Genomic DNA, 26,463 nt, shown 5'->3' with positions numbered 1-26,463 from the left:
ATATCTTATTAACCTCAAATAAACATCCAGCGTTTGCGCCATTTAAGAATACTTTTTATTTGCAAATGAATCTCATTGGTGTTAAAAACGGTGCCATCCGATGGCCTTCCTGTCTATTATCATGAAATGAATGTATATATTGATATTACAGTCTTCTAATAAATTACATTATCAATATTGAGTATATTATTCAATTCATAACATCTTATTGTTGTTCATCCATTTCATGAGAAATAATATTACATGCACCTCATTCCACATCAACGCTATACCATCACCGGCTACACCAGCAAAATCAGCCTGGCCTTCCGGCAAAAACTTTTGTCCCTGGGTATGCTGCCGGGCAGCTCATTTCGCGTCGTTCGTATTGCCCCTTTGGGTGATCCTATTCAAATTGAGACCCGTGGAACACACTTAGCGTTACGGAAAAACGACCTTGCACAGATTATATTCAATGATGGATGCTGATCCCCTATTAATGATGTAAATATTTCATGAACACTTTTTTTAAAGGCCTTTATTTATGAAGGCGGAGTATCAATCCATCCCGCATTTTTATCTAAGCCCATTCTTACTACGGAAGCTCCAAAGGATATGAACCAGCTTACCATCGGCCTGATCGGTAATCCCAATGCCGGAAAAACCACGTTGTTTAATCAATTAACCGGCGGACGCCAGCGCGTCGGCAATTGGGCCGGGGTGACGGTGGAGCGAAAAGAAGGGGAATTTATCGCCAACGGCCGGCATGTTACCCTGGTTGACCTGCCCGGCACCTATTCTTTAACCACTCTTTCAGCGCAGACCTCCCTGGATGAGCAGATTCCCTGTCATTTTATCCTCGGCCGGGAAGCCGACCTGCTGATTAACGTGGTGGACGCGTCGAATCTGGAGCGCAATCTCTATCTGACCTTGCAAATACTTGAACTGGGAATGCCCTGTATCCTGGCGCTGAACATGCTGGATATAGCGCGCGGGCAGCGCATTCACATCGATATTCCGGCACTGTCGCGGCGGCTGGGGTGTCCGGTGTTGCCGCTGGTTTCCACCCGCGGCAACGGCATTGACGCCCTGAAAAGAGCCATTAGCGGCGCGGCCGATCTTTGTCCCCCGCGGCCGGTAATCTATCCACCGGAGCTGACCGAAGCCGTGGACGCTTTGGTGCCCCGTTTACCCCCCATACTCCCCCGCGACCAACGGCATTGGCTGGCGCTGCAAATATTGGAAGGCGATATCCACTGCTGCGCCCGGGCAGGACTTGCCCGTCAATATCAGGAAAACATCCGGGACAAACTGGGCCTCACGCTTGGAGACGAGCCGGCGCTGATTATCGCCGATGCGCGCTATCGCGAAATCGGCCGGATATGCGAGTCGGTGAGCGACGGACAGCAGGCCGAAGGCGGCCGGCCAACCCAGCTCCTGGACATGCTGGCGCTGAATCGCTGGCTTGGGATACCGTTTTTTTTCCTGGTGATGTACCTGATGTTTTTTTTGGCCATCAATCTCGGCGGAGCCTTCAAGCCCTTCTTTGAGCTGGGCTCGGCGGCGTTGTTTATCGACGGCATTCAATGGCTGGGCCATACCCTGCATTTTCCGTTTTGGCTGACCCGGCTGCTGGCGCAGGGCATCGGCTGCGGCATCAATACGCTGCTGCCGTTAATCCCGCAAATCGGCATGATGTATCTGTTTTTGTCATTTCTCGAGGAGACCGGCTATATGGCCCGCGCCGCGTTCGTCATGGATCGGATGATGCTGGCCCTCGGCCTGCCGGGCAAATCCTTCGTACCGCTGATAGTGGGTTTTGGCTGCAATGTGCCGGCGGTAATGGGTGCCCGCACCCTGGATGCCCACCGTGAACGGCTGATGACCATCATGATGGCGCCTTTTATGTCCTGCGGCGCCCGCCTGGCCATTTTTGCGGTGTTCGCCGCGGCGTTTTACGGGCAGCAGGGCGCCCTGATAGTGTTTTCACTCTATTTGCTGGGCATTGTGGTGGCGATATTGACCGGCCTGATGCTCAAACTCACCCTTCTGCGCGGCGAGACCACGCCATTTGTCATGGAACTGCCGGTATACCATGTTCCCCATATCCGAAGCCTGTTGGCGCAGACCTGGCAGCGGCTCAAAATGTTTCTGCTGGGAGCGGGAAAAGTGATTATCGCCGCCGGTATTGTTGTCGGCATGCTGAGCAGTTTTACCCTGCGCGGCACGGCGGCGGAGACAATCAATACCTCAGCGCTGGCGTCGGCGGGTAAGGCCATTACCCCCCTGCTGGCGCCAATGGGGGTTTCCCCGGATAACTGGCAGGCCACGGTGGGGTTGTTAAGCGGCGTATTGGCCAAGGAAGTGGTGGTGGGCACCTTGAATCAGCTTTATACCGCGGAAAATCGTGTCGAGGCGCCATTCGATGCGGATGAATATGATTTATTGGCCCAGTTGGCCGACGCCGTGATGCTGACCGGGCAACAGCTGCTGGACACCCTGAGCCTGAGCGTGCTTGCCAACCCCATCGAAGCCAGTAAGGGCGATGGCGAAATGAGCGGCGGGTCAATGGGCATCATGAGCGAAAAATTCGGCGGCGCCGTGGCCGCTTACAGCTATCTTATCTTTGTATTGCTGTATGTGCCCTGCGTTTCAGTGATGGGAGCCATCGCGCGCGAGAGCAATCGCGGCTGGATGAGCCTGTCGATATTCTGGGGCATTAACGTGGCCTATTCATTGGCAACGCTGTTTTACCAGGGGGTAACCTTTGCCGACCACCCGGCTGATAGCGCGTTTGCCATCCTGCTGGTATTGATGGCGAATGCGCTGTTCATCTTGTCACTGTACCTGCTAAGGCAGCGTTTTGCCCCGTCACTGGCCCGGCCCGGGCCCGCCCGGAACGCTACGGCTTCCGGCCGCTGCTGCCAACCGGAGAAATAACCGTGGGCAAGCTGCTGCAATTACGTGATGCCCTGGCGCTGCTGGGCCAGGCCGATACCCCTCGGCTAAGCGCTCAGTTGAACCTTTCCGTCGCCATGACCGAAGCCATGCTCGAACAGTTGGTAAGCATGGGACAGGTTGAGCGTGTTGCCGACGCCTCTACCGGCGGCTGCAAGCATTGCCCGCAGAAACGGCAATGCCGTGCCCCGGCTTACCGACTGGTTACTGCCGGACGTTAACTCCTCCCATCGGACTGCTCCGCAAATCTCCCGCCCGATAAAAGCGGCAGAATAAAATCCTGTCGTAATAACCTATTGTAATTAAGGTTATTAATGGCCGTCGGAGACTGAAATGGACCGGCTGCCGCTAATGCGGAATATATAAGAAGGTTTGCGCTTTTATTTCTAATGGCTACATTGACAACATGGCTTGTTTGCCAAGGTCACGCTGTTTCAGGACGTCGTCACATCAACAAGGTGCAATGATGGAAGCCATTACCCAGTTACTTGAAGAGATTTATGCCTCGTCATTGACCCAGGCTCAGTTGGATACCATCAAAAGTAAAATCAATTTTGCCAAATCGACCCTGCAACAGCCGCGCAAAAGCCATTGGGACCAAAAGGACGTGGTGCTGATTACCTATGCGGACCAGTTTATGGAGGCGGAACAGCCCACGCTGGTGAGCCTGACCACTTTTTTTCAACAGCGGCTGAAAGAGACGTTCAACCTGATACATCTGTTGCCCTTTTATCCCTACTCCTCCGATGACGGTTTTGCCGTCATTGACTATCACCAGGTAAACCCCATCGTCGGCAGTTGGCAACATATCAGCATACTCAACGAGTACGCCCGCCTGATGTTCGATTTTGTCTGTAATCATATTTCATCCCACAGCAAATGGCTGGCGGGGTATCGGGAGCAGCTCACGGATTATGAAGATTTTTTTATCGCCCTGCCCCCCGCCACCGATCTTAGCACCGTCACTCGTCCCCGCACCTCGCCGCTCTTGACGCCCTTTACCACTAAAGACGAGCAAACCAAATATCTCTGGACCACCTTCAGCGCCGATCAGGTGGATCTGAATTTTGCCAATCCCCATGTGCTGATCAACATCATCGGGGTGCTGCTGCACTATTTGACGCAGGGGGCGGAATACATTCGGCTGGATGCGGTGGGGTATTTGTGGAAAGAGCTCGGCACACGTTGCATCCATTTGCCGAAGACGCATCTGCTGGTGAAATTGTTTCGCGCCATCGTCGATGAGGTGGCGCCGGGTACCGTGATTATCACCGAAACCAACGTCCCCCATAAAGACAATATCAGCTACTTCGGCAACGGCCATGACGAAGCCCAGATGGTGTATCAATTCCCCTTGCCGCCGCTGGTGCTGCACGCTATCCACAACGGCAGCAGCCGCGCCCTGCGGCAGTGGGCGTCCTCCATGGAAACGGGACGCACGGATACCACGTACTTAAATTTCCTGGCATCCCACGACGGCATCGGCATGAACCCGCTGCGGGGCATTCTGCCGGAGCTGGAAATCAACAACCTGGTACGGGATCTGGAATCGGAAGGGGCGCTGGTTTCCTACAAGCAAAATACCGACGGCACCACCAGCCCCTATGAAATCAACGTCACCTTTATGGATGCCCTTAACCGGCGCAAGGATACGGATGATATCAGGCTGCGCCGCTTTATGCTGGCCCATGCCATTTTGCTGGCGTTCCCCGGCGTCCCCGCGGTTTACATCCAAAGCATACTGGGTTCGCGCAACGATTATGAAGGGGTGAAAGCGGCCGGTTACAACCGGGCGGTCAACCGGGAAAAATATCCGCTGAAGGCTATCGAGGCGGCGCTGCAGGATGAAACCTCGCTGCGCTCGCGGGTATTTCATCAATTAAGCGGATTAATACAAACCCGGCGGCAACAGCCGGCGTTTCATCCGGATGCCGCCATGGAAATACTGGAACTGGATAATGCCCTGTTTGCTTTTCACCGGCGTCATCCGCGCCAGAGTATCCTTTGCCTGTACAACCTGAGCATCAAACCCATCAATTGCACTTTGCCCGACGGCCATTACCGGGATGTGATAACGTGTCGTGAGATAACCGGCGGAATAGCGTTTAGTCTGGAACCTTATCAGTTTTTCTGGCTGACGAATCCCTAACCGGACTCACCGGCTCCAGATCTCCGGGATATAAGCAATTTTATGATTGATAACGATATCACCTTTCGGAAGCTGGAAATCTTCCTGGCTTTCATGGACAAGCGCAATATCAGCCGTACCGCCGACCTGTTGGGGTTAAGCACGGTGAGCGTTCACCGCGCGTTGCATACCCTTGAAGAGAGCGTCCGCTGCCCGCTGTTTATCCACCAGGGGCGTAATCTTTCACCCATACCGGCGGCCGAAACCCTGGCGGAATATGCCCGCGAGGTGGTGGGTCTGATGAAACGGGGCATTGAGGAAACCCGCAAAAGCGGCGGGGTCGGGCAGGGCCGGCTAAAACTCGGCACGCTCTATTCTCTCACCCTTGATACCGTACCGCGATTGATCATGGGATTAAAACTGCGCCGGCCGAACCTTGAGCTGGAATTACAGATGGGGTCGAATCAGGATCTGCTGCTGCGTCTTGAGGACCAGCAGTTGGATGCCATCCTGCTGTCGGTCAGCGATACCCAAATCGACCCGGCGCGTTTTGAAACCCTGCCGTTATTCAATGACGATATTTTTTTGGCCGTACCCGCCTGCGCCGCGCATATCGTTAACGGTCCGGCGGATCTGCGGGATTTCAAAGACGAAAAGTTCGTCTCCCTCACCGAAGGATTCGCCACCTATCACGGCTTCCAGGAAGCCTTTCATATCGCCGGCTTTGAACCGCTCATCGTCACCCGCGTTAACGACATCTTCTCCATGGTAAATCTGGTGCAGGCCGGCGTCGGCTGCACTCTGCTGCCGGGGCGGATGAAAAAAATCCACGATCCCGCCTTTCGCATGCTGCCGCTGGCGGCGCCATACCAAATGCGGCAAACCATCGCCCTGGTCTTTGCCCGCAACCGCGAGCACGACCCGGATTTACTGGCTCTGCTGGCGGAAGGCAGGATGTATGCCCTCGGCCGCCGGACTCGCGAAACACAGGCGGCCCCGTCCCTCACCGCCGAGACAAGCGGCCGGCCAGGGCGATAATCAATTCCAGGGGATGTTGGCCGAGGGCGATGGCCTCTCCCTGTTCCATCACGCGTTTGGTCAGGCCGGTGAGCACCGCCCCCGGCGGCATCTCAATCGCCAGGCGGACATCCCGTTCATAGGCGCTCACCATGGCGTCCTGCCAATGTACCGGCCGCGCCATGTTCATCGCCAGATCGTCGGCGATACGCGCCGGTTGCCACAGTACCCGCCCGGTGCTGCCGCTAAGATAAGCGATATCCGGACGCCGCAGGCTGACCTTCGCCATGGCGGCCGCCAGTGCCGTCGCCGGCTGCCGCAACAGTTCACAATGGGACGGCACCGCCACCGCCAGACGTTGGGTGCGCCCCGCCCCCTGCTCCCGCGCCAGAACGCAAACCTGTGCCATGGCCCGCTCGCTACCGGCAATCACGAACTGATCCTCGGCATTCAGATTAGCCAGGTAAACCGGGTTATCCGGCCGATACACCTGGGAGATAATCTGTTCCAGCGGCCGTTGCAACAGGCCGGTGACGGCCGACAGTCCGTAACCGTCGGGATAAGCCCGCTCCATCAATTCGCCCCGCAGCGCCACCAGCCGTAAGCCATCGTCGAAGCCCAGCGCGCCGGCGCTCACCGCCGCCGGAAACGCGCCGATGGACAGGCCGCTGACGAAATCGGCCCGGATGCCGGCCTGCCGTACCTGCCGGGCATAGGCCACCCCGGCGATATAGAGGCATACCTGCACGGCGCGGGTGGATTGCAGCGCTTCTGCGCTATCCCAATCAAGCACCGGCTCGCCGAGAATCGCCGTGGCCCGCTCTAGCAGGCCACGGGTTTCATCGTTATCGGGCAGGTGATGCAGCATGCCGGGGACCTGCGGCCCCTGGCCGGGAAACGTCAGTAAAATTTTCACCGAACCCTCCGGTATGGTAAAACGGTGGAAAACCTGTCCTCGCATCCGACAGACCGCGCGATTAATGATGGTCCGCGACGCCGCAATCACCCTGTTCCTCATGCGCCCAGGGGTCGGTTACCCGTATCGGGCCATCGGCGGTCTTGACCATGACTTTGCCGCCCCGCAGCCATTCCGTCAGCGCGCAGCCTCCCAGAGGCGTTTCCAGTTGAATATCCACCCGGCAGGGCAAGGCGGGTATGAACGCCATCAAGGGGGCGAAATCCCGCGGCCGCGGCGGCCGCGGGCTGCGGATCAGCAGATCCAGATCGCTTTCGGCTCGGCACGCCGGCAAGCCGGTGGCCAGCATATAACCGCAGCTGCCGGTGACGCCCCAGGGCCAGGGCCAATCCGCCGCCGCCATCTGGCGCAATGCCTGCATCACCGGCAGCGCCTCGTTGGCTCCGAGGTCGCTGCGGGCCAATTGCCCCACCAGCGCTTCCGGCGTGGCCGTGCGGGTGACGGCATCGGCATTGACCCAGGCCGCGGCCCGCAGGGAACGTTGCGTGCCGCGAATCCCCACCGGAATAGAGGCCGGCAAGCTGCCGTCACGTCGTACCACCAACGGCAATAACGGCGACCATTGGGCGGCGACCCAGGACGGCGGCGATGGCCGCCAGTGCAGCCGGCGGCCATCATCAATCCATAACAAATCGTGCGGTGCCGGCGGACGCATAACGACTCCTCCGGCTACAGTCCGGCGCTGAGCGTAATAAACAACGGCAACGTGATGATACAGAGTATGGAGCTTATCAACAGCGTGGCCTCCGCATCCGGCGATTGCACGCCGAAACGGTTACCGAACACGATACCGAAGAAACCCGCCGACAGGGCAATCATCAATACCGCGGTGACGGCCACCGGCCCGGTAATCCCGAAAGCATACAACAGGCCTATGGTTATAAAGGGCTGGATAATGTTTTTGGTCAGGCAGGACAGCAGTACCGGCGCATTGATTTTCAGCTTACGGGCCGAGAGGATAACGCCGGTGAGAAACAGCGCCGAGGCGGTGGCGGAGAGCCCCAGGGGCTTGATGGAAGCCAATACGATTTCCGGCATCTTCACTCCGCAGGCCGACAGCAATACCCCGAGCAACGGGCCCCAGACGATGGGTTTTTTCACCGAACGCCACATCAATAGCGGCAGCAGCATCAGCGTGGACCCATGGCTTTCCCCGCTGGCGCGGGCTTTTTCACGTTCGAGGATCAGCAGACAAAACGGCGTCATCAATACCGAACCGCAGGCGATGGACACCGCCACCGACAGCGAGGTGGCCGAGCTTTCCCCCAGCACGCTGCCCAGAATCGGCAGGCCCAGGGCGGCATAGTTCGGCAGCGCCACCGTCAGGGTTAACACCGCCGCATCCTGGGGGGATTTTTTAAATCCCAGCGTGCAGATGAAATAGAGCGCGGCATAGGCTATCCACATGGATAAAACCAGCAGCAGGATCAGCGGCGACTGGCTGATTATCCCTTTCCAGGGGGTTTGCACCGTGGCGCTGAACAGCGCGGCGGGCAGCGCAAAGTCCATCACAAACACATTCAGCAGCGAAACATTGGAGTTCACCACCATTTTGGCTTTGCCGGCATAATAGCCCAGCAGCATGATCACGAATATCGGCGCCAGAGCGTGCAAAATAATATAAGTCATATAACCATCCGTTCAATAAAGAAAAATAATGTTTTTGGCCCGGCGCGATGGCATTTTTATTGTTCGTGAGCCGGAAAACGAGTTTCTAAACAAAGCGCCTGGGCGGGCCAGTTTCTCAGTAATCTAAAACCACTCGTTTCCCGGTGACGGCAGGTGTTGAAGGCCTGGGCTGGATTTTAGTTACCACTCCTGACGCATGCGTTCCCTCACCAGCAGCGAGCTGTGGCGGTTCTCGGCGGTTAACCGATTGGCCAGACTGCTGCCTTGCTTACGGGCTTTCGCCAAGGCTTCCGTCAGTGCGGCGCGCACCCGCTGCACGTCCCCATCGCCGGCCTGGTCCGGGTTGGCGATGTCGAGTAATTGCGCCAGCAGACCGAGGGTGGCGTAGTTTTCGATGTCATAGGCCATGGGCGGAATGGTTTTCGCCAGTTTTTCCAGCGCCGCCACCGAGCGCAGGGTGATACGGGCGGCGGATTCCTTACCCATGGCATGGACCATGACCGCCGGGTCGTTGAAGGCAATCAGTTGATTGGCCTGGTAACCGTGGGCCAAAAAAGCGCCGGACATGGCTTTACCGACGATAAGGGCAATAACCGGATGACCCGCCAGCCGGGCTTGGGCATAGGCCGAGGCCGCTCCCGCCAATGACTGGTGGATGCCGAAGGCTTCTTCCCGGCGGCCATAGGCCTGGCTCGGTACATCCACCACGGCCACGATGGCGCGTTTAACGGCGTTATCTTTATCCAGGGCAATGACCTCGCTGACCACTTCATCCAGCGTCCAGCCTTCCAGCAGGCCGACTTCCCCCAGCGCCGCGCGCGGGTAATGATTACCGGCATCGGGCACCACGGCGATATAGCGCGCCGGCTGGCCGTTAAGCTCTCCGTCGGCCGCTTTTACCGAGGCGCATAGCCCATGGCGCGGAGTCGCGCCGGCGGTGAGCAGGGAAAACCAATAATCTCCCCGGCTTAGGTAGGTGGTATTCATGAGCGATCCTCCCGGCTAAACAGCGCCAGTGTCTGTTCTTTTTCCACTTGCTGGCGGGTGTCGAATTCATTGAGTTTGGACAGATACAGGCGGTAGTCGTCGGTGCGCAGCCGCGCCGGTACGCCTTGGCGCAGGAAATCCACCGTGGTCTGTCTGACCTCCGCCAGCGAATCCTTCACCAGGGCGTCGACAAAACCGGCCTGGTAGCGCACTTCGCCGCCGGTCATCCGCCAGATGAACGGGCGATCCCGCGAGTCGTACTCCTCCAGGCCCGCTTCCTGTTCAATCACCTGCGGACCATTGAGGCCCAAACGCGCCTCACGGGTCACGATCAGGCGACTGCACAGGGCCGCGGCGATGGACATCCCGCCGAAACAGCCCACCGTGCCCGCCACAATCCCGATAACCGGGGTGTAACGGCGCAAATCCACAATGGCGGCGTGAATATCGGCGATGGCGGCCAGGCCGAGATTGGCCTCTTGCAAACGCACGCCGCCGGTTTCAAGCATCAGTACCGCCTGGGTGTTAATACCCCGGCGGTGGTCTTCCGCCGCAAGCTCCAGGGCCGCCGCCATCTTGGCGCCGGAGACTTCCCCCATGCTGCCGCCCTGGAAGGCGCCCTCGATGGCCACCACCACTGTGGGCTTGCCGTCCAAAGTCCCTTTCGCCACCACCATACCGTCGTCGGACTGGGGCACGATGCCCTGGGGTTCGAGCCAGGGGGAGACAATGTGTTCAAACGGCCCCAGCAGTTCACGAAAGCTGCCTTCGTCCAGCATGGCGCGGGCCCGCTGCCGGGCGCTTAATTCAATAAAACTGGTTCGTTCAGACATGTTCGGCCTCCTCGAAAACCTGTTCGATCCGCAGACGGGCAACGCCGGGCGTGGCGCCGAAATCATTGATCTCCAGTCGTCCCGCCGGCAGGGCATGGGCGGCGCCGACCCGTTCAAACAGGTGTTGCCAGCGCTGCCGGCCGCCATCCACCGACGAGGTCACCGTGACCTGCAGAGATTTATCCGCGGAGGGCTGATAAAGCACCTCCAGATCGCCGGAACCCACTACGCCGGCCAGTGCCTGTGCGGGCAATGCCTCACCGGCGGGAAAATGCAATTCGATTCGTTCCATAGCATCCTCATGATGATGTAAATGATCAGGCGCTAACCCAATCGAGGAAAATCGTCGCCGCCAACAGATCCGCCGCGCCGCCCGGCGAGGCGTTGTCTTGCAGCATACGGCGCTCCAGTTCGGCCAGGGCATCGCGCCCCGCGGGGGTGGCGGCGCCACCGGCCGCCAGGACCGCCAAGGCGCCCCGGTGCATGGCGTTGAGCGCCGGCATACCGCCACGGTTAAGTACGCAGGTATCCGTCAGCGTGCACATAATGGCCATTAACGCATCCAGCCGGGCCTGGGATTCGCCGGCACCCTGCCGGCGGCTGCGGTGTAATTGCGGCAATGCGCGGCTTACCACATGGGGAAAGCCTTCAACGGCCTCATCCCGCGCCCCCGGCACCCGGTAGCGCTGTACCGCCCGCTGCCCCTTGCTAAAGTTCTTGGGGCTGAAGGGATCCGGCAGCGACGCCAGCTGCGCGGCGGCGGCGGCGATGAATGCCACGCTGCCGCGACCGCCCAGCATGGCGCTGGCGCTGACCAGCAGTCCCAGGGCCCAAATCGCGCCGCGATGGGTATTAACGCCGTCGGTGGCCGCCATCATCTGCTGCTCGCCTTCACGGCCTAAGCGGCCGATTTCCTGGCGCAGCGCCCCGTCGGCCGGCCGCAGCCAGCTGTGCAAGGCCAGGCGGTAAAACGTCGGCTGCAGGCTGAGGGCGGAGCGCTCCATGAGATCCAGACTGAGATCCCGATGAGCCCCGGCGCCGCGGCTGTCCACCAGTCCCGGTTTAGGGCTCAGGCGGGCCTCTTCAATCAGCGCCCGCACCGCCAGGGCGGAGAGTCGGTCCGCCTGCTCTTCAACGTCATATGCCGGGACTGCCGTAAGGGCTTTCATTACCAGCTCCGGAATTTAGCCGGCGGCTGGTAGAGCCCGCCCGACCATTCCACCAAATCGGCGATACTGCCGGCGGCCAGCATGGAACGGCCGGCGTCGGCGCGTTTGATGCCCATATCTTCGGGATAAACCACCAGTTCCCGGCGGCGCAAATCCGCCACCCTGGCGGCATCCACTCCCAGGCCGATATCGGTGATACCCGCCACGGCGGCCACCATCGCCCGGCGTTCTTCCATGGAACGCGCCCGGTAGAGATAAGCGATGCCTTCCTCGGTGAGCACATGGGTCACGTCATCGCCGTAAATCATTACCGGCGCCAATGGCATACCCGCGCCCTGGCCCACTTCAACCGCTTCCAGCTTTTCCACGAAAGACGGTTTGGCTCCGGCCTGATAGGTTTCCACCATCTGTACCACCAGCTTTTTACCGCGCTGCATCGGATCCGGCTCTTCGATCATGTCCAGCCAGGCGGGCGTGGGATGCCGGCGGCCATGGGGATCGTGCCCCATATTCGGCGCGCCGCCGAAACCGGACAGCCGTCCGCGGGTCACGGTGGAGGAGTTGGCCAGACCGTCGATTTGCAGGGTAGAACCGATAAACATGTCCACCGCATATTGACCGGCCAATTGACAGAAGGCGCGGTTGGAGCGCATCGAGCCGTCGGCGCCGGTAAAGAACACGTCCGGGCGGGCGGCGATATAGTCTTCCATCCCCAGTTCACCGCCAAAGCAGTGCACGGTTTCCACCCAGCCGCTTTCAATGGCGGGGATCAGGGTAGGATGGGGATTGAGCGTCCAGTGACGGCAGATTTTGCCTTTCAGGCCCAGCTGTTCGCCATAGGTGGGCAACAGCAGCTCGATGGCGGCGGTATTGAATCCGATGCCGTGATTCAGCGACTGCACCTGATGTTTGGCGTAGATGCCTTTAATCGCCATCATGGCCATCAACACGTGCACCGGTTTAATCAAGCGGGGATCGCGGGTAAACAGCGGCTCGATAAAGAAAGGCTTATCCGCCACCACCACAAAATCCACCCATGAGCCGGGGATATCCACTCGCGGCAGGTCGTTTTCATCATCCACCAGCTCATTGACCTGGGCGATAACGATGCCGTCTTTGAACGCCGTGGCTTCCACCAGCGCCGGGGTATCTTCGGTGCTGGGACCGGTGTAAAGATTGCCCTTGCGATCGGCCTTGAAACCGGCAATCAGGGCGATATTGGGCACCAAATCCACAAACAGGCGGGCGTACAGCTCAATGTAGGTATGGATGGCGCCGATTTCCATCAGCCCGTCTTCCAGCAATTGGGATATACGCAGGCTCTGCGGGCCGGAAAATGCGAAATCCAGCTTACGGGCAATGCCTTTTTCGAACAGGTCAAGGTGCTCGGACCGGCTGACGCTGGGCATGATCATATGCAAATCGTGGATTTTTTCCGGATTGACCTTAGCCAGCATGCGGGAAAGAAAATCGGCCTGTTTTTGGTTGTTGCCTTCTAATACCACCCGATCTCCGGGGGCCAGAATAGTCTCGAGAATAGCGGTCATTTTATCGGTGGGCAGGACTTTTCCGTCGGCGACGGCACGAAGATTGTCGAGTCGGCGTTTTTTTTCCGTACGCCGCGAATCCCAGACTTTGGCGGATGCTTGATGAAGCGGCATGATAAAGCTCCTCGGTACATTGACTGTTTTTTTACGAACAGCGGTAAAATACCCAACAGATTTCGGGTTGCGGCAAGGCGGCCAACACAGCCGCAGCTTGAAAGATGACGGGTATAAACGATAAGGGAGTTTAGGGCGCGGCGGCGGCGGTCATCAATTAACCCCGGCGACCGATCGTTAGCCTTAAGGTAATGAAGGGCCGGTACGGCGGTTTTTTGTTGCCGGATTTGTTTATCGCGGCCAAAACGCTTTTGGCCGCAAAGAAAATCACGGTGCAAAGCAGAATCCGCACCGGCTTAAAAGATTCGGCGCTTTATTTTATTGCGCCCGGCGCTGGCCGGAATTATTCATAGACCTCGGCGGTGGCGCTGAATCTGCCGTGTTCGCGACCGGCGATAATCACATAATAATTACCGCCTTTTTCATCCGCCCGTTGCGACAGGATGGCCTTGGCATCCATAGGAGACGTCGCCTTGGCGGTGGTATGAATCGTGCCTATTCTCTTATAGCCTTTTTCTACGGCTTCCTGAGCGGAAATTTCTTGCGCCGCCAGCGCATTCAGTGAAAACACAATACCGCAAAGCGTCATGGCGAATAATATTAATTTTTTCATATAGACCACCTCTCAATTAAAATGAGTCGCTAACAAGGGAAACAAAGAATTAAACGATACCCTCTCGAATTATTTAGGGTATAACCGCCTCGCACTTAATGATTATGGGATAAATTGCTTAATAAGCATTTCACGGCCGGTCAGGAACTCTTTTACCGCCGCAGGGGACGGTAAAATGTCAGGCATTATTTAGCGCGGGAAGGTTACGGCGGCGCTGACCCATCATGGTCGGATATATTTGATGAGCTGCTGGCAAAACAGATCGGGATGAGAAACAAACGGGGCGTGGGCGGCTTTCTCAAACAGGTAGCTGCTGCTTTGGGGCCATAACGGGTCCAGAAGCGCCGCTACCTTGCGCGGCACCAGCCCGTCAAGGCTACCGTACAGACGTAGAAATGGCATATCCAGGGCCGCCATAGCCTGCCGCAGATCCGCGGTGCGCAGAATATCCAAGCCGCCGGTCAATACGTCCACCGACGGCAGGGGCTGCGCCAGCACCACCTGTTTCAAACGGCGGGTATCCTGCCGGGCCGTTTCCGTTCCCAGGGTTTGCAGCGCCAGGAAGCGCTCCACCGTCTTATGAAAATCTTCGGCCAATTGCTGTTCGAAACCCACCAGGACGTCCGGCTTGATGCCGGGCCAGCCGTCGGTGGCGCTGAAACGGGGCGATGAGGCCACGGTGACCAACCCGTCCACCCGCTGCGGCAGGGTTAACGCCACCTGGCTCGCCACCAGTCCCCCCAACGACCAGCCCAGCCACCAGGCGTGTTCCGGCGCCCGTTCCGCCACCGTTTGAGCCATCTGTTCGAGCGTCATGGTCCCGAAGCCCTGGCTGCGGCCATATCCCGGCAAGTCCACCAGATGGACCCGAAAATGCGGCGTAAGCCGCGGCACAATGTAAGACCATACCTGGGAATTCAAACCCCAGCCATGGAGCAGCACAAGTTCAGTCGTTCCGCTGCCGGTGGTATGCCAATAGAGTGGCGTCATCGGTTATAGTCTCTTTTGTTGAAGATATGGGTTAAGGAAAACGGCTTATGTTAACCATTGGCGCCCTGTGTTGGCTATGCCGGCAACCGCTTTGGTTCAGCCATCAGGGTATCTGCCGATGCTGCGCCGTCCGGCTGCTGGACGCCAGGGACCGGTGCTGTCCCCGCTGCGGCCTGCCGGCCGGGAACGCCGGCCGCCCCTGCGGGCGTTGTCTCCTGAAAGCGCCGCCCTGGGAAATCCTATTGTATGTCACCGATTATCAACCCCCCATCAGCCAGTTGATAAAAAGGCTAAAATATCACGGCGGCATCGGCCTGGCGCGGGTCCTCGCCCGGCTGCTGCTGCTGCGCTGGCAGGAAGCACATCGGGAACAACAGGTTTTCCGGCCCGAGCTTATACTTAATGTTCCTTTGCATGCTTACCGGCACTGGCGCAGAGGGTATAATCAAACCCACCTGCTGGCCCATACCCTGTCCCGCTGGCTGGAGGTGGATTACCGTGCCGATGCCCTGGTGCGAATCCGCGCCGCGCCGCCGCAGCAAACGCTGCACGCCGGCGCCCGGCGCCGGAATTTGCGCGGGGCGTTCGATTGCTGCATCGATGTGGCGGGGAAAACCGTGGCATTGGTGGACGATGTGGTCACCACCGGCAGTACGGTGGAGGAATTGACCCGCCTGCTGCTGTCCCGGCGGGCTAAAACCGTTCAGGTGTGGTGTATCTGCCGTACCTTGTAGTCGGCGGGTTAATGGAGTTATTATATCTGACTAGATTAGTCAACTATTGAGTGAATGTCATGATACGGATTACCGATGCTGCCCAGGAACACTTTGCTAAATTACTGGCCAATCAGGAAGCTGGCACCCAAATTCGCGTATTCGTCATCAATCCCGGCACCCCGAATGCGGAATGCGGCGTCTCCTATTGTCCTCCCGACGCGGTGGAAGCCACTGATACGGTGCTGCCGTTCGATAAAATCACCGCTTATGTCGATCAGCTTAGCGCCCCCTATTTGCAGGATGCGGAAATCGATTTTGTAACGGATAAGTTAGGATCGCAGTTAACGCTGAAAGCGCCCAATGCAAAAATGCGCAAAGTTTCCGATGACGCGCCGTTGATTGAACGGGTTGAATATGTCCTGCAATCGCAGATCAACCCGCAGTTGGCCGGCCACGGCGGCCAGGTGACGCTGATGGAAATCACCGATGATAATCTGGCCATCCTGCAATTCGGCGGCGGCTGCAACGGCTGTTCGATGGTGGATTACACCCTCAAGGAAGGCATTGAAAAGGAATTGCTGGAAAAATTCCCTGAATTGAAAGGGGTTCGCGATTTAACCGAACACCAGCGCGGCGAGCACTCCTATTATTAAGGCGCCCGCCGCTACCCTTTATCTTCCAAGCTGCAGGCGTGTTGGCTTTTTACTCGGCCCGTCATTCGGGCCGTGGCGAAGAATTCTGGCCGTCGGCGCTTTTATTGCGTAGCCGGCCCACTTCCCGCAATAGCCTGGTAATGCCCTGATCGTCGAAGATTTCAGCCACCTCGCGCACCAGTTTTCGCCGCCAGTTGGGATATTGATCGGTGGTGCCCGGCACATTAACCGGCAGCGCCATATCCAGCCAGTCCTCCGGCTGCAGCCCCAGCAAAGCGGATTGGCTGAGCGCCAGATAACGATGGGCTCCCCGGTTCAAAATCGGCGACATGACCACTCGCTCGGCATTCTTGCCTAATTTGGCCGGTACGCATTTCCACGCATGCAGGGCATCAAGCAATGCCTGCCGGGCTTTTTGCCGGTCCGCCAGCAGTCGCTGATAGATTGCGTCGTCGGCGTAGAGATGCAGCCTGTTGCCCAGCCGCAAATCCTCCAGTTGCCAGAATCCCCGCAGAGTGGCTAAATCATGGGTGGTCAGGGTAGCCATGGCCTGCGGGACATATTCATCGGGAGCCCGGTATTGCGTGGGATCTTTGCGCTCGAAAAACAGCACCTTATATGAATAGATGCCCGCGGCCTGCAATTTGGCGGTGATCTCCTGGGGAACGGTGCCCAAATCCTCACCGATAACCATGCACTGCTGCCGATGGCTTTCCAGAGCCAACACCGCCAGTAAATCATCCACCGGATAACGGACATAGGCCCCTTGCTGCGGGCTGCCCGCCAGCGGGACCCACCACAATCGCAGCAGAGACATCACATGATCAATGCGCAGTGCGCCGCAGTGGCGCATATTGGCGCGCAGCATGGTGATAAAGGGTTCATAAGCGCGAGCGAAAAGCACATTGGGATCCTGCGGCGGCAGGCTCCAATTCTGCCCTTGGGGACCGAGCCGGTCCGGTGGCGCACCGACGGACACCTCCAGGCGATAAAGCGTGCGATCGCTCCAGGTTTCCATCCCCCCGGCGCTGACGCCCACCGCCAAATCGCGATACAATCCGATAGGCATATTCAAGCGGCGGCTGAGCTGGAAACAGTCATCAAACTGCCGCGCCGCCAGCCATTGCAGATAGCTGAAAAACCGGATGTCCTGGTGATGCTTTAGACGGAACTCGCGCACTTCGTCACTGTCAACCTGGCGGAAGGGCTCCGGCCATTGCTGCCAGCCCTCCGTCGGATGGCCCGCCAGGGTAAGATGGCGATGCAGCGCATCAAACGTCGACTGAAACCGCAGGCTTTCGCCGCCCTCCCTGACAAACGCCTCGAATGAACGACGCTGCGGGTCTTCCGGGCCGCGGGTGATGAAGTGCCGAAAGGCAAGGGTTAAGCCACTGAGTTTTAACGCCATCACCCCGGCATAGTCCACCAGATCGCCGTCACGCAGCGCGGACAAGGTCCCCTGGGTTTCCGGCAGACACCACCATTGCTGCGCAGCGGAGCTTTGCTGGAAATCATCCAGTGCGCCCACATCGATATAAATAATATTCAGCCAGCGCCGGGAAGAGGGACTGTAGGGACTGGCCCAGCCCGGCAACGCGGGATACAGCGCATGGATGGGATTAAGGCCGACAAAGGCGCCGCCGTTTTTCGCTGTGCCCTCAATCATCAGCGCCAGATCGCCAAAATCCCCCACTCCCCAATTCCGCTGCGAACGCAGGGTGTAAAGCTGGATGGTGGCGCCCCAAAGCTTATGGCCCGCCAGCAACGCCGCCGGCTCATAACAACGGGGCGGCGCGACAATCACCTGGCAGCTCCAGTGGCGCAGTTCCCTGCGCAGGGCGAGACGGTGATAACCGGCCGGCAGCCCGGCAGGCAACGCTAACCGGCCGCCGCTGAGGTAGCCTGCATGCTGCCGGCCGGTTTCCTCGGTTAATACCCAATCCGCCGGTTCGCTTAACGCCACCGACAGCACGGCGCTTTCTCCTTCCCTGACTACCCATACCGGCGGCAGCGGCGCCGCCAGGGCGAGATCGTCGGCAACACCGGCCATGGCGTTAAGCAATTGCCGTTTGGTCTCGGTGCTGATTACTTTGCGCTGTCCCCAGGCGTCAATATATTCCGGAATAATCCCCGCCCGCTCGGCGGCCTGATCCAATACCTTGGGATCCATCGCTGCTCCTTAACGTTTTGCCTGCCAGATGCGCTGCTGATAATCGCGAACCGAACGATCGGAACTGAAAAATCCCACCCGCGCGGTATTCAGCACCGCGCTGTGGGTCCACTCTTCCGGGCGGCGGAATAGCGCGTCCACACGCTGTTGCGCCTCGCAATAGGCGGCGAAATCCGCCAGCACCAGGTAGGGATCGCCGCCCTGTTGCAGACTTTGCAGCAAAGGATCAAAAGCGTGTTTGTGCTTATTGCTGTATAAGCCGCTGCCCAGTTCGGTGAGCAACGCCTTCAGGTTTTTATCCTTTTTCAGCAATTGCGCCGGCTTATAACCGGAAGCCAGCAGGGTTTTCACCTGCGGCACGGTATTACCGAAGATAAAGATATGATCTTCTCCCACCTGTTCGGCGATTTCCACATTGGCGCCATCCAGCGTGCCGATGGTCAACGCGCCGTTCAGCGCCAGCTTCATATTGCCGGTGCCGGAGGCTTCTTTACCGGCGGTGGAGATCTGTTCCGACAGATCAGCGGCCGGAATCATCCACTCCGCCACCGATACCCGGTAATCCGGCAGAAAGACCACCTTGAGCCGGTCGTTTATCTTGGGATCGTTATTGATCTTTTCAGCCAACTGGTTGATAGCATATATAATATTTTTTGCCAGCGCATATCCCGGCGCGGCCTTGGCGCCAAAGAGCACGACCCGCGGCACGATATCCAGGCTAGGATCGCTGCGCAACTGACGGTACAGGGACAAAATATGCAATAAATTCAGATGCTGGCGTTTGTACTCGTGCAACCGTTTGATTTGCACGTCGAACAGCGCTTCGGGGTTGACGGTGATATCGGTTAATTGCTTGATTTTCGCCGCCAGCTTTTGTTTATTATCGTGCTTGATTTGCTGGTACTGCGCGCAAAAATCCGCCTGTTCCGCATAAGGCTCCAGCTCTTTCAGTTTTTCCAGCCGGGTTACCCATCCTTTGCCGATGGTATCGTCAATGAGTTTCGCCAGCGCCGGATTACACTGTTTAAGCCAGCGGCGCGGGGTAATGCCGTTGGTCACGTTATGAAATTTTTGCGGCCAAAGCGCAAAATATTCCGGGAAAAGATCGGTTTTCACCAAATCGGAATGCAACGCGGCGACGCCGTTGACGGCGAAGCCGCACACCACGCACAGGTTGGCCATCCGGATCTGCTTATCGTACCGCACCGCCACCTTACTCCACACCTCTTCATCGTCCGGCCAATGCGCTTGCACAAGCTTTTTGAATTCCCGGTCGATCTGCTGAATGATGGCGTAGTGGCGCGGCAGCAGCGTGCGTACCAGTTTTTCATCCCAACGCTCCAGCGCTTCAGGCATCAGGGTGTGATTGGTATAGGCGAAGGTGCGCGAAATGATATGCCAGGCTTCCTGCCAGGATAATTGATGCTCATCCAGCAGAATCCGCAGCATTTCGGGAATGGCGATGGTGGGATGGGTGTCGTTGAGCTGGATCACTTCATAATCAGGCAGGCTGTGTATCGAACGGCCGGCCAAATGATGCCGGCGCAGGATATCCGCCACCGAGCAGGCGCACTGGAAATACTGCTGCATCAGCCGGAGCTGCTTTCCTTCCAGATGATTATCATTGGGATAAAGTACCTTCGTCAGCTTGGCGGCGTCTATACCCGCCTGCTCCGCCTTGAGAAATTTTCCATCATTAAAAAGCGATAAATCAAAGGGATGGGGATGCGTCGCCTGCCATAACCGCAGCGGCAGGGTAATGCCGTTTTCATAACCCACCACCGGCAGGTCCCAAGCCTCGCCGTTCAAGGTAAACGCCGGTTCCCAGTTCACCTCCCCCTGCTCATTCTTTTCCAGACGCCCCCCCAGCCCAACCTGGACGGTTAACGACGGATTATGCCGGAACCAGGGGTAGGATTCACGATGCCAGTCATCCGGCGTTTCAAACTGCTCGCCGGAGGCAAACCGCTGGCGGAACAAGCCGTATTGATAATTCAGCCCGTAGCCGATGGCATCCTGTCCCACCGTTGCCATGGAATCCATGTAACAGGCCGCCAGCCGGCCCAACCCGCCGTTGCCCAACGCCGGATCCACTTCCTGTTCCAGGAGATCGCCTAGATTGATGCCATAGCCGTCGAGGATCTTTTTGACCGGATCGAACCAGCCCAGATTAATGAGGTTATTGCCGGTGAGGCGGCCGATCAGGAATTCCATGGAAAGATAATTCACGTGACGGGGGTTTTTTCTGTCCTGCCTGCCGGTGGCCGGTTGCCAGGGGATCAATTCGTTGACCGCGGCGCTGACCGCATCCCACCACTGGAACGGCGTCATCTCCTGGGCATTTTGCAGGCCAAGATGTTGCCACCGCCGATCCAGGGCAGCCTGAAAGGCAGCTTTATCAAATTTGTTTTTCGGCATAAGAGCGTCTCTATCCTGTTGGTTATAAGTTGATCAACGCCGGATACGGCAAGACATCCCACTGGCATGTCATTATCACGGACAACCCCATAAAATGGATATATCAAGTTATCGTAAAAAAACAGTGTTTTGTTTGTGATGATCAAAGAATAGTCAACGGCCTTGAAAAGGTGAGATCGCCGCTGCTTTTTACGCCGGGCCGGGCCTAGCACAGCTCCAGCTTCACCTCGGATTGTTCAATGATGCTCATCACGCTGGGGGGGGGCATCTTATCGGTGAACAGATAATCTATCAGTGACATTTTCCCCAGATTAACCATGGCGTTACGACCGAATTTAGAGTGGTCGGTAACCAGCATCACGCAGCGGGAATTATCGATAATGGCCCGTTTGGTGCGGACCTCGTGATAATCGAACTCCAGCAGCGAACCATCCATATCGATACCGCTGATACCGAGAATGCCGTAATCCAGCCGGAACTGGGAGATAAAGTCCAGCGTGGCTTCCCCCATGATGCCGCCATCGCGGGTACGCACCTCGCCGCCGGCCAGTATCAGGCGGAAATCCTCTTTCGCGGTCAACAGCGTGGCAACGTTCAGGTTATTGGTCACTACCCGCAGATCCTTGTGGTCCAACAATGCGTGGGCCACCGCTTCGGGCGTGGTGCCGATATCGATAAACAGCGTCGCGCCATTGGGGATTTCTGCCGCCACCCGCTGGGCGATGCGCGCTTTTTCCGCCGACCACATGGCCTTGCGATCGTGATAGGCGGTATTAACGGAGCTGGAAGGCAAAGCCGCCCCGCCATGGTGGCGATGGATTTTATTGATCTCGGCCAGTTCGTTCAGATCGCGCCGGATGGTTTGCGGACTGACCGCAAAATGTTCCACTAATTCTTCAGTACTGACATAACCCTGCCGACGTACCAACTCGATAATGGCATCATGCCGCTGCGTTTGCTTCACGTGAATTCCTCTGCTGCCCTACCGTTACCGATGGCGACCTGCCCCTGTTTTACGGCGAGTATCCCAGAAAGCCATTAACAACCCGATGGCCAAGCCTGCCACATGGGCGGCATTGGCTATCGCGATGCCTAAAATATCGAAATAACCGGCAATAAGCCACAGCAACGCGAAAACGATGACGCCGCGCGGCATCTGGAGCGGACCGCCGGGATTTTTCTCGCCATACCACCAGACATATCCCATCAGAGCATAGACCACGCCGGAGAGACCGCCGAACAAGGCGCCGCTGAAATGGAATTGCACCAACCCGCTGATTGCCGCCGACAACAAGGTCAATACCGCCAGCGGCAGCCAGCCGCGATATTTTTCCATCGCACTGCCGAGATACCACCACCACACCAGATTGAACAATAAATGCAGCAGCGAAAAATGCAACAGAATATGGCTTACCCAGCGCCACGGCTGCGCGCGCTGGGACTGGTCGGCGGGAAAGGCCAGCCAGCGCATCACCACCTCATCCCCCAGGACGTTCATCAGTATATAGACCAGCACGCAGGCTATCGTCAGGCCCAGGGTCAGCGGCCCGGCCTTGCTGCGCAGGGCCGGCAGCCAGGATGCGGGCTGAGGCCGGAAGTGCCCGCGCCCCACGGTTCCTGAATGCCAGCTGGCCGCCTGGTAGCGCGGGTGCAACGGATCCTGCAAAAAGATCTCCAATGCCGCCTCCACACGGGCCAATTCCTCGTCGTCGGCCAGCCACAACTCCGCCGCGCGCCCCTGGAGCTGCATTTCCATCGCCACGCCCTGGCTTTTCATATAATCGATAAACGCCTGGGCCAGGCGGGGATTGGATAAGGTCGTTACACGGATCATAGCGCTGGGGTTATCCCTGATTGTTATATTTGACGGTGCACGGCGTCAACCTGAACGATTCAGCCACCCACCGCGATAATTAACTGATTACCATCATAACATGTCCGCCCGCACATCCCCCATGCCGCAGCTTTCTCCTTTAGGGGACAGCGGTTCGGCCACGTCTCATTCAGCATAGACCGACATGGAGAACTGATAACATTTGGGATTTAGCGTGGCGATAAAATATTCGATGGCTTGATTGTCCTCGGTATAGGCCGTGCGGGAAATTTTGATGACATAGGCATTGATGGGCAGATCAAGATAGGTCGCCTCATCCATGGTGATTTCCTGAACCACCAGCTGTTGTTCACCCCGCACCACCGGTTTTTTCAACAGCTTGTCAAACATTTGCATCAATGAAGCGGACAGATCGTATTGCTCCAGATCCGGAAGCAGTTTGACCGGAATATATGACACCTGGTGTGCAACGGGTTTCCCGTCGCCATAATGCAGGCGCTCGACGCGGTAACACTCATCATCTTTTTGCAAACCTAATATATCGTTGACCTTCTCCATCTTGACCCTGGAAAGATCAATGACTTTGGTACTGGCTTTAATGCCGGCGGCCAGTAGGTCGTCGGTAAAAAAACCCCTGAGCCGATTAAGCTTCTGCGTCAGATGAACCTTTTGCAGGCGCAGGCGCCCTCTCGATTTGGGACGAATCAGGATCGATTCATTTATCAACGTATCGATAGCGCGGCGTACCGTAATACGGCTTACGCCGAAACGCTCGGTAATCTCTTTCTCGGTAGGTAAATCATCACGCAGGGTAAAATCCTGACAGAACCAGCGTTCAAGGATGTCACGCAACTGATGGAACAAGGGAATCGGGCTTGACGGGTCAAGCAGGGAGGACAAGGAATCCGTTTTTTCCAAATGAGACAGCATCTTTTACCCCGGATCACATATAGCATTTATGACTGCATGTTATGTACACATGACATCATAGGCCGCTTGTGCTTTAAAATTCAAGCCACCGGAACATATTGATTTTAAAAGGTGTCCTGGCCGCACATCTTAACGCATGTGTCGTTCCCCATACCCACAAGCCATGATAGCCGGCGTCATATCGACCCAACTCCTCCGGTCGTCACAAAAATCAAATTAGATCATTGATATAATGTCATAACTTAAATACATTTATATTGACTGTTTTAACATGGGGTATGATATGAACTGGCTGGACTCCGCGATACAACACTGCGTTACCAAAACGACGTTAAATAGCCGAAAATTCAAGGATTTTCCGCATATCACCGAGGGGGGTAAATATCAATTCACCCTAGATGGGGTGTGGACCGGAGGATTCTGGACCGGCCTGCTTTGGCTTTGCTATGAAGAGCAGCGGGACCCGGAATTATTAACAGCGGCCAAGGGTTTTACGGAACGCCTTTTGCCGCGGGCGAACGACAGCCGGAATCACGATCTCGGCTTTATGTTTTATCCCAGCGCCATCGCCGGCTGGCGCTTAACCGGCGAAGAAAGCTACCATGCGGCCGCCCTTAACGCGGCGGAAAGTCTGGCAAGACAATTCAACGAGGCGGGGGGGTTTATCCCGGGCTGGGGATTTTTCGGCGGCGAGGAGTGGGCCGGCGCGGTCTTGATTGACACCCTGATGAATTTACCTCTGCTGGTGTGGGCCAGCGATAATGACGGCGGCGACCGCCTGTTACGGGTCGTCGACACCCATACCGCAAAAGCCCTGGACAACCATTTGCGCGCCGATGGTTCCGTATTCCATGTGTATCATTTCTCCCCCCAGGGCGAGCCCCTGCAAGGCGATACCTATCAAGGGCTGGCCCCCGGCAGCGCTTGGTCCAGGGGCCAGGGCTGGGCCATCGCGGGGCTTTCAATGCTCGCCGGCGCGCGGGGAAACAAACGTTATCGCGAGGCTGCGCAGCAGGTGGCGCAATTTATCATGGCAAACTTACCCGCCGACCGGATCCCCCTATGGGATTACCGGGACGGCGCGGCCAGCGCCCCGAAAGATGCCTCCGCCGGCGCCATCAGCGCCTTTGGCTTGCTGCGCCTGTTCAAGATTACGCAAAAAGCCGAATACCTATCCTGCGCCGAAGAGATGCTCAAAGCCTTGAGCGAAAGATGCCTGTCCGATGAGAATGAAGGGTTGTTATCCCATGCCACCGCCGATCTTCCCCACGGCCTTGGCATCGATGAGTCCACCATTTACGGCGACTACTACTTTCTGAAAGCGTTGCTGGAACTAAAGAAAACCGCTGATTGATGTGCCCCATCCCCCTTCTGTAAACAAGCCCTGAAAGATATTTTCAGGGCTTATCTATCTACTCAGTTCAGTGGAAATTAAGCGACATCCCTTCTTTGGGCAAATCGTTGTTTACGGTTTTGGGAATTTTAATCCACAGGCCGAACAGCGCCGACAAACCGAGACACACCGCCATCAAATAATAGGAGGCCTGGGTGGTTTGCATCAATCCATTGAGGAAACCCACGGCATAAGCGCCGAGGAAAGCCCCCAAGGATCCGATGCTGTTCACCATTCCCGTCGCCCCGCCGACCATGGAGCTGGGAAGAACATCCGGTATTGATGCGAAAAATGAACCGAACGGGATATACATGCACACCCCCGCCAGGGTAAGCAGGCCGTACGCCACCCAGAAATGATTGATGCCCAGCAGCGCCAGCGCCAAAAAGCAGCAGCCGGCCACCAGGATGGGATAGACAATAAAGGGAATGCGTTTTTGCAGCCGGTCGCTCAGCCAGCCCGCGAGCAGCATGAATACCACCGCCAGTCCATAGGGCAGCGAGGTCAACAGGCCGGTACGGGACATGGTGATAGACGAGGAATGCAGTATCGAAGGCAGCCACATCAGAAAACCATAAAAACCGATGCTTTGGAAAAACAGCCAGCCGGACAATTTCAGTACATTCGGGGACCGGAACACCTGACCATAATTGAGCAGTTGAGGTTTTTCGGTCTGCTCAGCCTTCAGGGCGTCAGACAGGGCGGTCTTCTCCCGGGCGGTCAGCCAACCGGCCTCTTCCGGCTTGTCGCGGATCAACAGATACCACACCGCCGCCCAGACGATAGCTGGTATCCCCTGGACGACAAACATATGGCGCCAGCCGAAGTTATCGATAAGATAACCCGAAAGAATCGACATCCAGAGGATGGTCACCGGATTCCCCAGCAGGAAAATGGTATTGGCCTTGGAGCGCTCTTTCTTGGTAAACCAGCGGGCCGTGAGAATCAAGACGGTGGGCATTACCACGGCTTCGACGATTCCCAATATAAACCGGATGACAATGAGCAGCGGAATACTGTGTACCAGCCCGGTAGCCGTGGCGCAAATACCCCAGATAACCAGGCTGCATGCTAATAATTTACGTACGCTGGTTTTTTCCGCCAAAATACCGCCGGGAATTTGAAAGAAAAAATAACCCAAAAAAAACAGCGAGCCGATTAAAGAGGATAACCCCTGGGTGATTCCCAGATCCCGATTAATACCGCCGGCAGCGGCAAAGCTGTAATTGGCCTTATCCAAAAATGCCAGGCTATAGCTGATAAATATAAGGGGCATGACATACAGCCAACGGCGCATGGGCAACGGATGAGTGTGCATAATTACTCCTACAATTGTAATAGGGTTTCAAATGAATAGGGCAACTTAGTGTCAATAATAAGCACATGCAAACTGAAACAGCATTGCTATA

General features: G+C 57.1%; 24 protein-coding genes. 8 read left to right on the top strand and 16 right to left on the bottom strand.

The window, feature by feature from the left end:
• Window positions 1-243: 243 nt before the first annotated feature.
• The 5 genes from feoA (at window position 244) to ACL2XO_RS03465 (ending at window position 6,103) form a co-directional block, all read left to right on the top strand.
• A complete protein-coding gene (feoA, locus tag ACL2XO_RS03485; protein ID WP_203522986.1) occupies window positions 244-468 on the top strand; it encodes a ferrous iron transporter A in 225 nt (74 codons plus the stop codon).
• A gap of 126 nt (window positions 469-594) precedes the next feature.
• Window positions 595-2,919, top strand: coding sequence for a Fe(2+) transporter permease subunit FeoB (gene feoB / locus ACL2XO_RS03480; protein ID WP_413742192.1), 2,325 nt, complete (start codon window positions 595-597; stop codon window positions 2,917-2,919).
• A gap of 2 nt (window positions 2,920-2,921) precedes the next feature.
• A complete protein-coding gene (locus ACL2XO_RS03475; protein ID WP_413726432.1) occupies window positions 2,922-3,158 on the top strand; it encodes a FeoC-like transcriptional regulator in 237 nt (78 codons plus the stop codon).
• A 245-nt stretch (window positions 3,159-3,403) separates the two neighbouring features.
• Window positions 3,404-5,086 carry an alpha-amylase family glycosyl hydrolase gene (locus ACL2XO_RS03470; RefSeq protein ID WP_413743027.1) on the top strand — a complete coding sequence of 561 codons (1,683 nt, stop codon included), beginning with the start codon at window positions 3,404-3,406 and terminating at the stop codon, window positions 5,084-5,086.
• 42 nt (window positions 5,087-5,128) lie between these two features.
• Entirely contained in the window at window positions 5,129-6,103 is a 975-nt protein-coding gene (locus ACL2XO_RS03465) for a LysR family transcriptional regulator (protein ID WP_413742191.1), read from the top strand.
• Here the strand turns inward: ACL2XO_RS03465 and mdcH are convergent.
• The 10 genes from mdcH to bioH form a co-directional block, all read right to left on the bottom strand.
• Complete coding sequence (gene mdcH / locus ACL2XO_RS03460) at window positions 6,069-6,998, bottom strand: malonate decarboxylase subunit epsilon (protein WP_413743026.1); 930 nt, start codon at window positions 6,996-6,998, stop codon at window positions 6,069-6,071. The two genes, ACL2XO_RS03465 and mdcH, sit on opposite strands and share 35 nt — an antisense overlap.
• Window positions 6,999-7,059: 61 nt before the next feature.
• Window positions 7,060-7,713, bottom strand: a complete 654-nt coding sequence (locus tag ACL2XO_RS03455) for a malonate decarboxylase holo-ACP synthase (protein ID WP_413726429.1) — start codon at window positions 7,711-7,713, stop codon at window positions 7,060-7,062.
• A 14-nt stretch (window positions 7,714-7,727) separates the two neighbouring features.
• Window positions 7,728-8,687, bottom strand: coding sequence for an AEC family transporter (locus ACL2XO_RS03450; protein WP_203522993.1), 960 nt, complete (start codon window positions 8,685-8,687; stop codon window positions 7,728-7,730).
• A 180-nt stretch (window positions 8,688-8,867) separates the two neighbouring features.
• Window positions 8,868-9,674: a biotin-independent malonate decarboxylase subunit gamma gene (mdcE, locus tag ACL2XO_RS03445; protein ID WP_413726428.1), complete on the bottom strand. Its 807-nt coding sequence runs from the start codon at window positions 9,672-9,674 to the stop codon at window positions 8,868-8,870.
• A complete protein-coding gene (locus tag ACL2XO_RS03440) occupies window positions 9,671-10,507 on the bottom strand; it encodes a biotin-independent malonate decarboxylase subunit beta (RefSeq protein WP_132923734.1) in 837 nt (278 codons plus the stop codon). The genes mdcE and ACL2XO_RS03440 overlap by 4 nt, the downstream gene beginning before the upstream one ends.
• Window positions 10,500-10,799 carry a malonate decarboxylase subunit delta gene (locus ACL2XO_RS03435; RefSeq protein WP_132923735.1) on the bottom strand — a complete coding sequence of 100 codons (300 nt, stop codon included), beginning with the start codon at window positions 10,797-10,799 and terminating at the stop codon, window positions 10,500-10,502. The genes ACL2XO_RS03440 and ACL2XO_RS03435 overlap by 8 nt, the downstream gene beginning before the upstream one ends.
• Window positions 10,800-10,824: 25 nt before the next feature.
• On the bottom strand, window positions 10,825-11,676 hold the full coding sequence (locus ACL2XO_RS03430; RefSeq protein ID WP_413742190.1) for a triphosphoribosyl-dephospho-CoA synthase: 852 nt from the start codon (window positions 11,674-11,676) through the stop codon (window positions 10,825-10,827).
• On the bottom strand, window positions 11,676-13,337 hold the full coding sequence (mdcA, locus tag ACL2XO_RS03425; protein ID WP_413726425.1) for a malonate decarboxylase subunit alpha: 1,662 nt from the start codon (window positions 13,335-13,337) through the stop codon (window positions 11,676-11,678). Before mdcA ends, ACL2XO_RS03430 begins: the two co-directional genes overlap by 1 nt.
• 343 nt (window positions 13,338-13,680) lie before the next feature.
• Window positions 13,681-13,950 (bottom strand): YdgH/BhsA/McbA-like domain containing protein, encoded by a 270-nt coding sequence (locus ACL2XO_RS03420; protein WP_413726424.1) that lies wholly within the window; start codon window positions 13,948-13,950, stop codon window positions 13,681-13,683.
• Between the two features lie 222 nt (window positions 13,951-14,172).
• Window positions 14,173-14,940 (bottom strand): pimeloyl-ACP methyl ester esterase BioH, encoded by a 768-nt coding sequence (gene bioH, locus ACL2XO_RS03415; protein WP_132923739.1) that lies wholly within the window; start codon window positions 14,938-14,940, stop codon window positions 14,173-14,175.
• Between the two features lie 47 nt (window positions 14,941-14,987).
• Here bioH and gntX point away from each other — a divergent pair, with 47 nt between their 5' ends.
• Window positions 14,988-15,674: a DNA utilization protein GntX gene (gntX, locus tag ACL2XO_RS03410; RefSeq protein ID WP_413742189.1), complete on the top strand. Its 687-nt coding sequence runs from the start codon at window positions 14,988-14,990 to the stop codon at window positions 15,672-15,674.
• A 59-nt stretch (window positions 15,675-15,733) separates the two neighbouring features.
• Window positions 15,734-16,309, top strand: a complete 576-nt coding sequence (gene nfuA / locus ACL2XO_RS03405; RefSeq protein WP_132923741.1) for a Fe-S biogenesis protein NfuA — start codon at window positions 15,734-15,736, stop codon at window positions 16,307-16,309.
• 61 nt (window positions 16,310-16,370) lie between these two features.
• Here nfuA and malQ read toward each other — a convergent pair whose 3' ends face one another.
• The 5 genes from malQ to ACL2XO_RS03380 all read right to left on the bottom strand — a co-directional run bounded on the left by malQ (window position 16,371) and on the right by ACL2XO_RS03380 (window position 23,661).
• Window positions 16,371-18,479 (bottom strand): 4-alpha-glucanotransferase, encoded by a 2,109-nt coding sequence (gene malQ / locus ACL2XO_RS03400; protein ID WP_413742188.1) that lies wholly within the window; start codon window positions 18,477-18,479, stop codon window positions 16,371-16,373.
• A 9-nt stretch (window positions 18,480-18,488) separates the two neighbouring features.
• Entirely contained in the window at window positions 18,489-20,897 is a 2,409-nt protein-coding gene (gene malP, locus ACL2XO_RS03395) for a maltodextrin phosphorylase (RefSeq protein WP_413742187.1), read from the bottom strand.
• Window positions 20,898-21,102: 205 nt separating this feature from the next.
• On the bottom strand, window positions 21,103-21,861 hold the full coding sequence (locus ACL2XO_RS03390) for a DeoR/GlpR family transcriptional regulator (RefSeq protein WP_132923744.1): 759 nt from the start codon (window positions 21,859-21,861) through the stop codon (window positions 21,103-21,105).
• A gap of 24 nt (window positions 21,862-21,885) precedes the next feature.
• Window positions 21,886-22,731, bottom strand: a complete 846-nt coding sequence (gene glpG / locus ACL2XO_RS03385) for a rhomboid family intramembrane serine protease GlpG (protein WP_413726420.1) — start codon at window positions 22,729-22,731, stop codon at window positions 21,886-21,888.
• Between the two features lie 165 nt (window positions 22,732-22,896).
• Entirely contained in the window at window positions 22,897-23,661 is a 765-nt protein-coding gene (locus tag ACL2XO_RS03380; RefSeq protein ID WP_413726419.1) for a GntR family transcriptional regulator, read from the bottom strand.
• A 283-nt stretch (window positions 23,662-23,944) separates the two neighbouring features.
• Here ACL2XO_RS03380 and ACL2XO_RS03375 point away from each other — a divergent pair, with 283 nt between their 5' ends.
• Window positions 23,945-25,015 (top strand): glycoside hydrolase family 88 protein, encoded by a 1,071-nt coding sequence (locus ACL2XO_RS03375; RefSeq protein WP_413742186.1) that lies wholly within the window; start codon window positions 23,945-23,947, stop codon window positions 25,013-25,015.
• 67 nt (window positions 25,016-25,082) lie between these two features.
• Here ACL2XO_RS03375 and ACL2XO_RS03370 read toward each other — a convergent pair whose 3' ends face one another.
• The gene (locus ACL2XO_RS03370; protein WP_132923749.1) at window positions 25,083-26,372 is read right to left on the bottom strand and encodes an MFS transporter; all 1,290 of its coding nucleotides are present in this window, start codon (window positions 26,370-26,372) and stop codon (window positions 25,083-25,085) included.
• Window positions 26,373-26,463: the final 91 nt, after the last annotated feature.

The organism is Sodalis sp. RH15, assembly GCF_047324255.1.
Lineage (GTDB): Bacteria > Pseudomonadota > Gammaproteobacteria > Enterobacterales > Enterobacteriaceae > Acerihabitans > Acerihabitans ligni.
This window is presented reverse-complemented; position numbering and strand designations above follow the sequence as displayed.

Bases quoted from the DNA above. Each gene is read 5' to 3' on its own strand.
- feoB (WP_413742192.1), top strand. From the start codon at position 595: ATGAACCAGCTTACCATCGGCCTGATCGGTAATCCCAATGCCGGAAAA.
- nfuA (WP_132923741.1), top strand. From the start codon at position 15,734: ATGATACGGATTACCGATGCTGCCCAGGAACACTTTGCTAAATTACTG.
- feoA (WP_203522986.1), top strand. From the start codon at position 244: ATGCACCTCATTCCACATCAACGCTATACCATCACCGGCTACACCAGC.
- bioH (WP_132923739.1), bottom strand. From the start codon at position 14,940: ATGACGCCACTCTATTGGCATACCACCGGCAGCGGAACGACTGAACTT.
- ACL2XO_RS03380 (WP_413726419.1), bottom strand. From the start codon at position 23,661: ATGCTGTCTCATTTGGAAAAAACGGATTCCTTGTCCTCCCTGCTTGAC.
- ACL2XO_RS03470 (WP_413743027.1), top strand. From the start codon at position 3,404: ATGGAAGCCATTACCCAGTTACTTGAAGAGATTTATGCCTCGTCATTG.
- ACL2XO_RS03465 (WP_413742191.1), top strand. From the start codon at position 5,129: ATGATTGATAACGATATCACCTTTCGGAAGCTGGAAATCTTCCTGGCT.
- ACL2XO_RS03440 (WP_132923734.1), bottom strand. From the start codon at position 10,507: ATGTCTGAACGAACCAGTTTTATTGAATTAAGCGCCCGGCAGCGGGCC.
- ACL2XO_RS03450 (WP_203522993.1), bottom strand. From the start codon at position 8,687: ATGACTTATATTATTTTGCACGCTCTGGCGCCGATATTCGTGATCATG.
- ACL2XO_RS03375 (WP_413742186.1), top strand. From the start codon at position 23,945: ATGAACTGGCTGGACTCCGCGATACAACACTGCGTTACCAAAACGACG.
- ACL2XO_RS03455 (WP_413726429.1), bottom strand. From the start codon at position 7,713: ATGCGTCCGCCGGCACCGCACGATTTGTTATGGATTGATGATGGCCGC.
- ACL2XO_RS03435 (WP_132923735.1), bottom strand. From the start codon at position 10,799: ATGGAACGAATCGAATTGCATTTTCCCGCCGGTGAGGCATTGCCCGCA.
- ACL2XO_RS03420 (WP_413726424.1), bottom strand. From the start codon at position 13,950: ATGAAAAAATTAATATTATTCGCCATGACGCTTTGCGGTATTGTGTTT.
- mdcA (WP_413726425.1), bottom strand. From the start codon at position 13,337: ATGCCGCTTCATCAAGCATCCGCCAAAGTCTGGGATTCGCGGCGTACG.
- malQ (WP_413742188.1), bottom strand. From the start codon at position 18,479: ATGGATCCCAAGGTATTGGATCAGGCCGCCGAGCGGGCGGGGATTATT.
- ACL2XO_RS03430 (WP_413742190.1), bottom strand. From the start codon at position 11,676: ATGAAAGCCCTTACGGCAGTCCCGGCATATGACGTTGAAGAGCAGGCG.
- glpG (WP_413726420.1), bottom strand. From the start codon at position 22,731: ATGATCCGTGTAACGACCTTATCCAATCCCCGCCTGGCCCAGGCGTTT.
- mdcE (WP_413726428.1), bottom strand. From the start codon at position 9,674: ATGAATACCACCTACCTAAGCCGGGGAGATTATTGGTTTTCCCTGCTC.
- gntX (WP_413742189.1), top strand. From the start codon at position 14,988: ATGTTAACCATTGGCGCCCTGTGTTGGCTATGCCGGCAACCGCTTTGG.
- malP (WP_413742187.1), bottom strand. From the start codon at position 20,897: ATGCCGAAAAACAAATTTGATAAAGCTGCCTTTCAGGCTGCCCTGGAT.
- ACL2XO_RS03370 (WP_132923749.1), bottom strand. From the start codon at position 26,372: ATGCACACTCATCCGTTGCCCATGCGCCGTTGGCTGTATGTCATGCCC.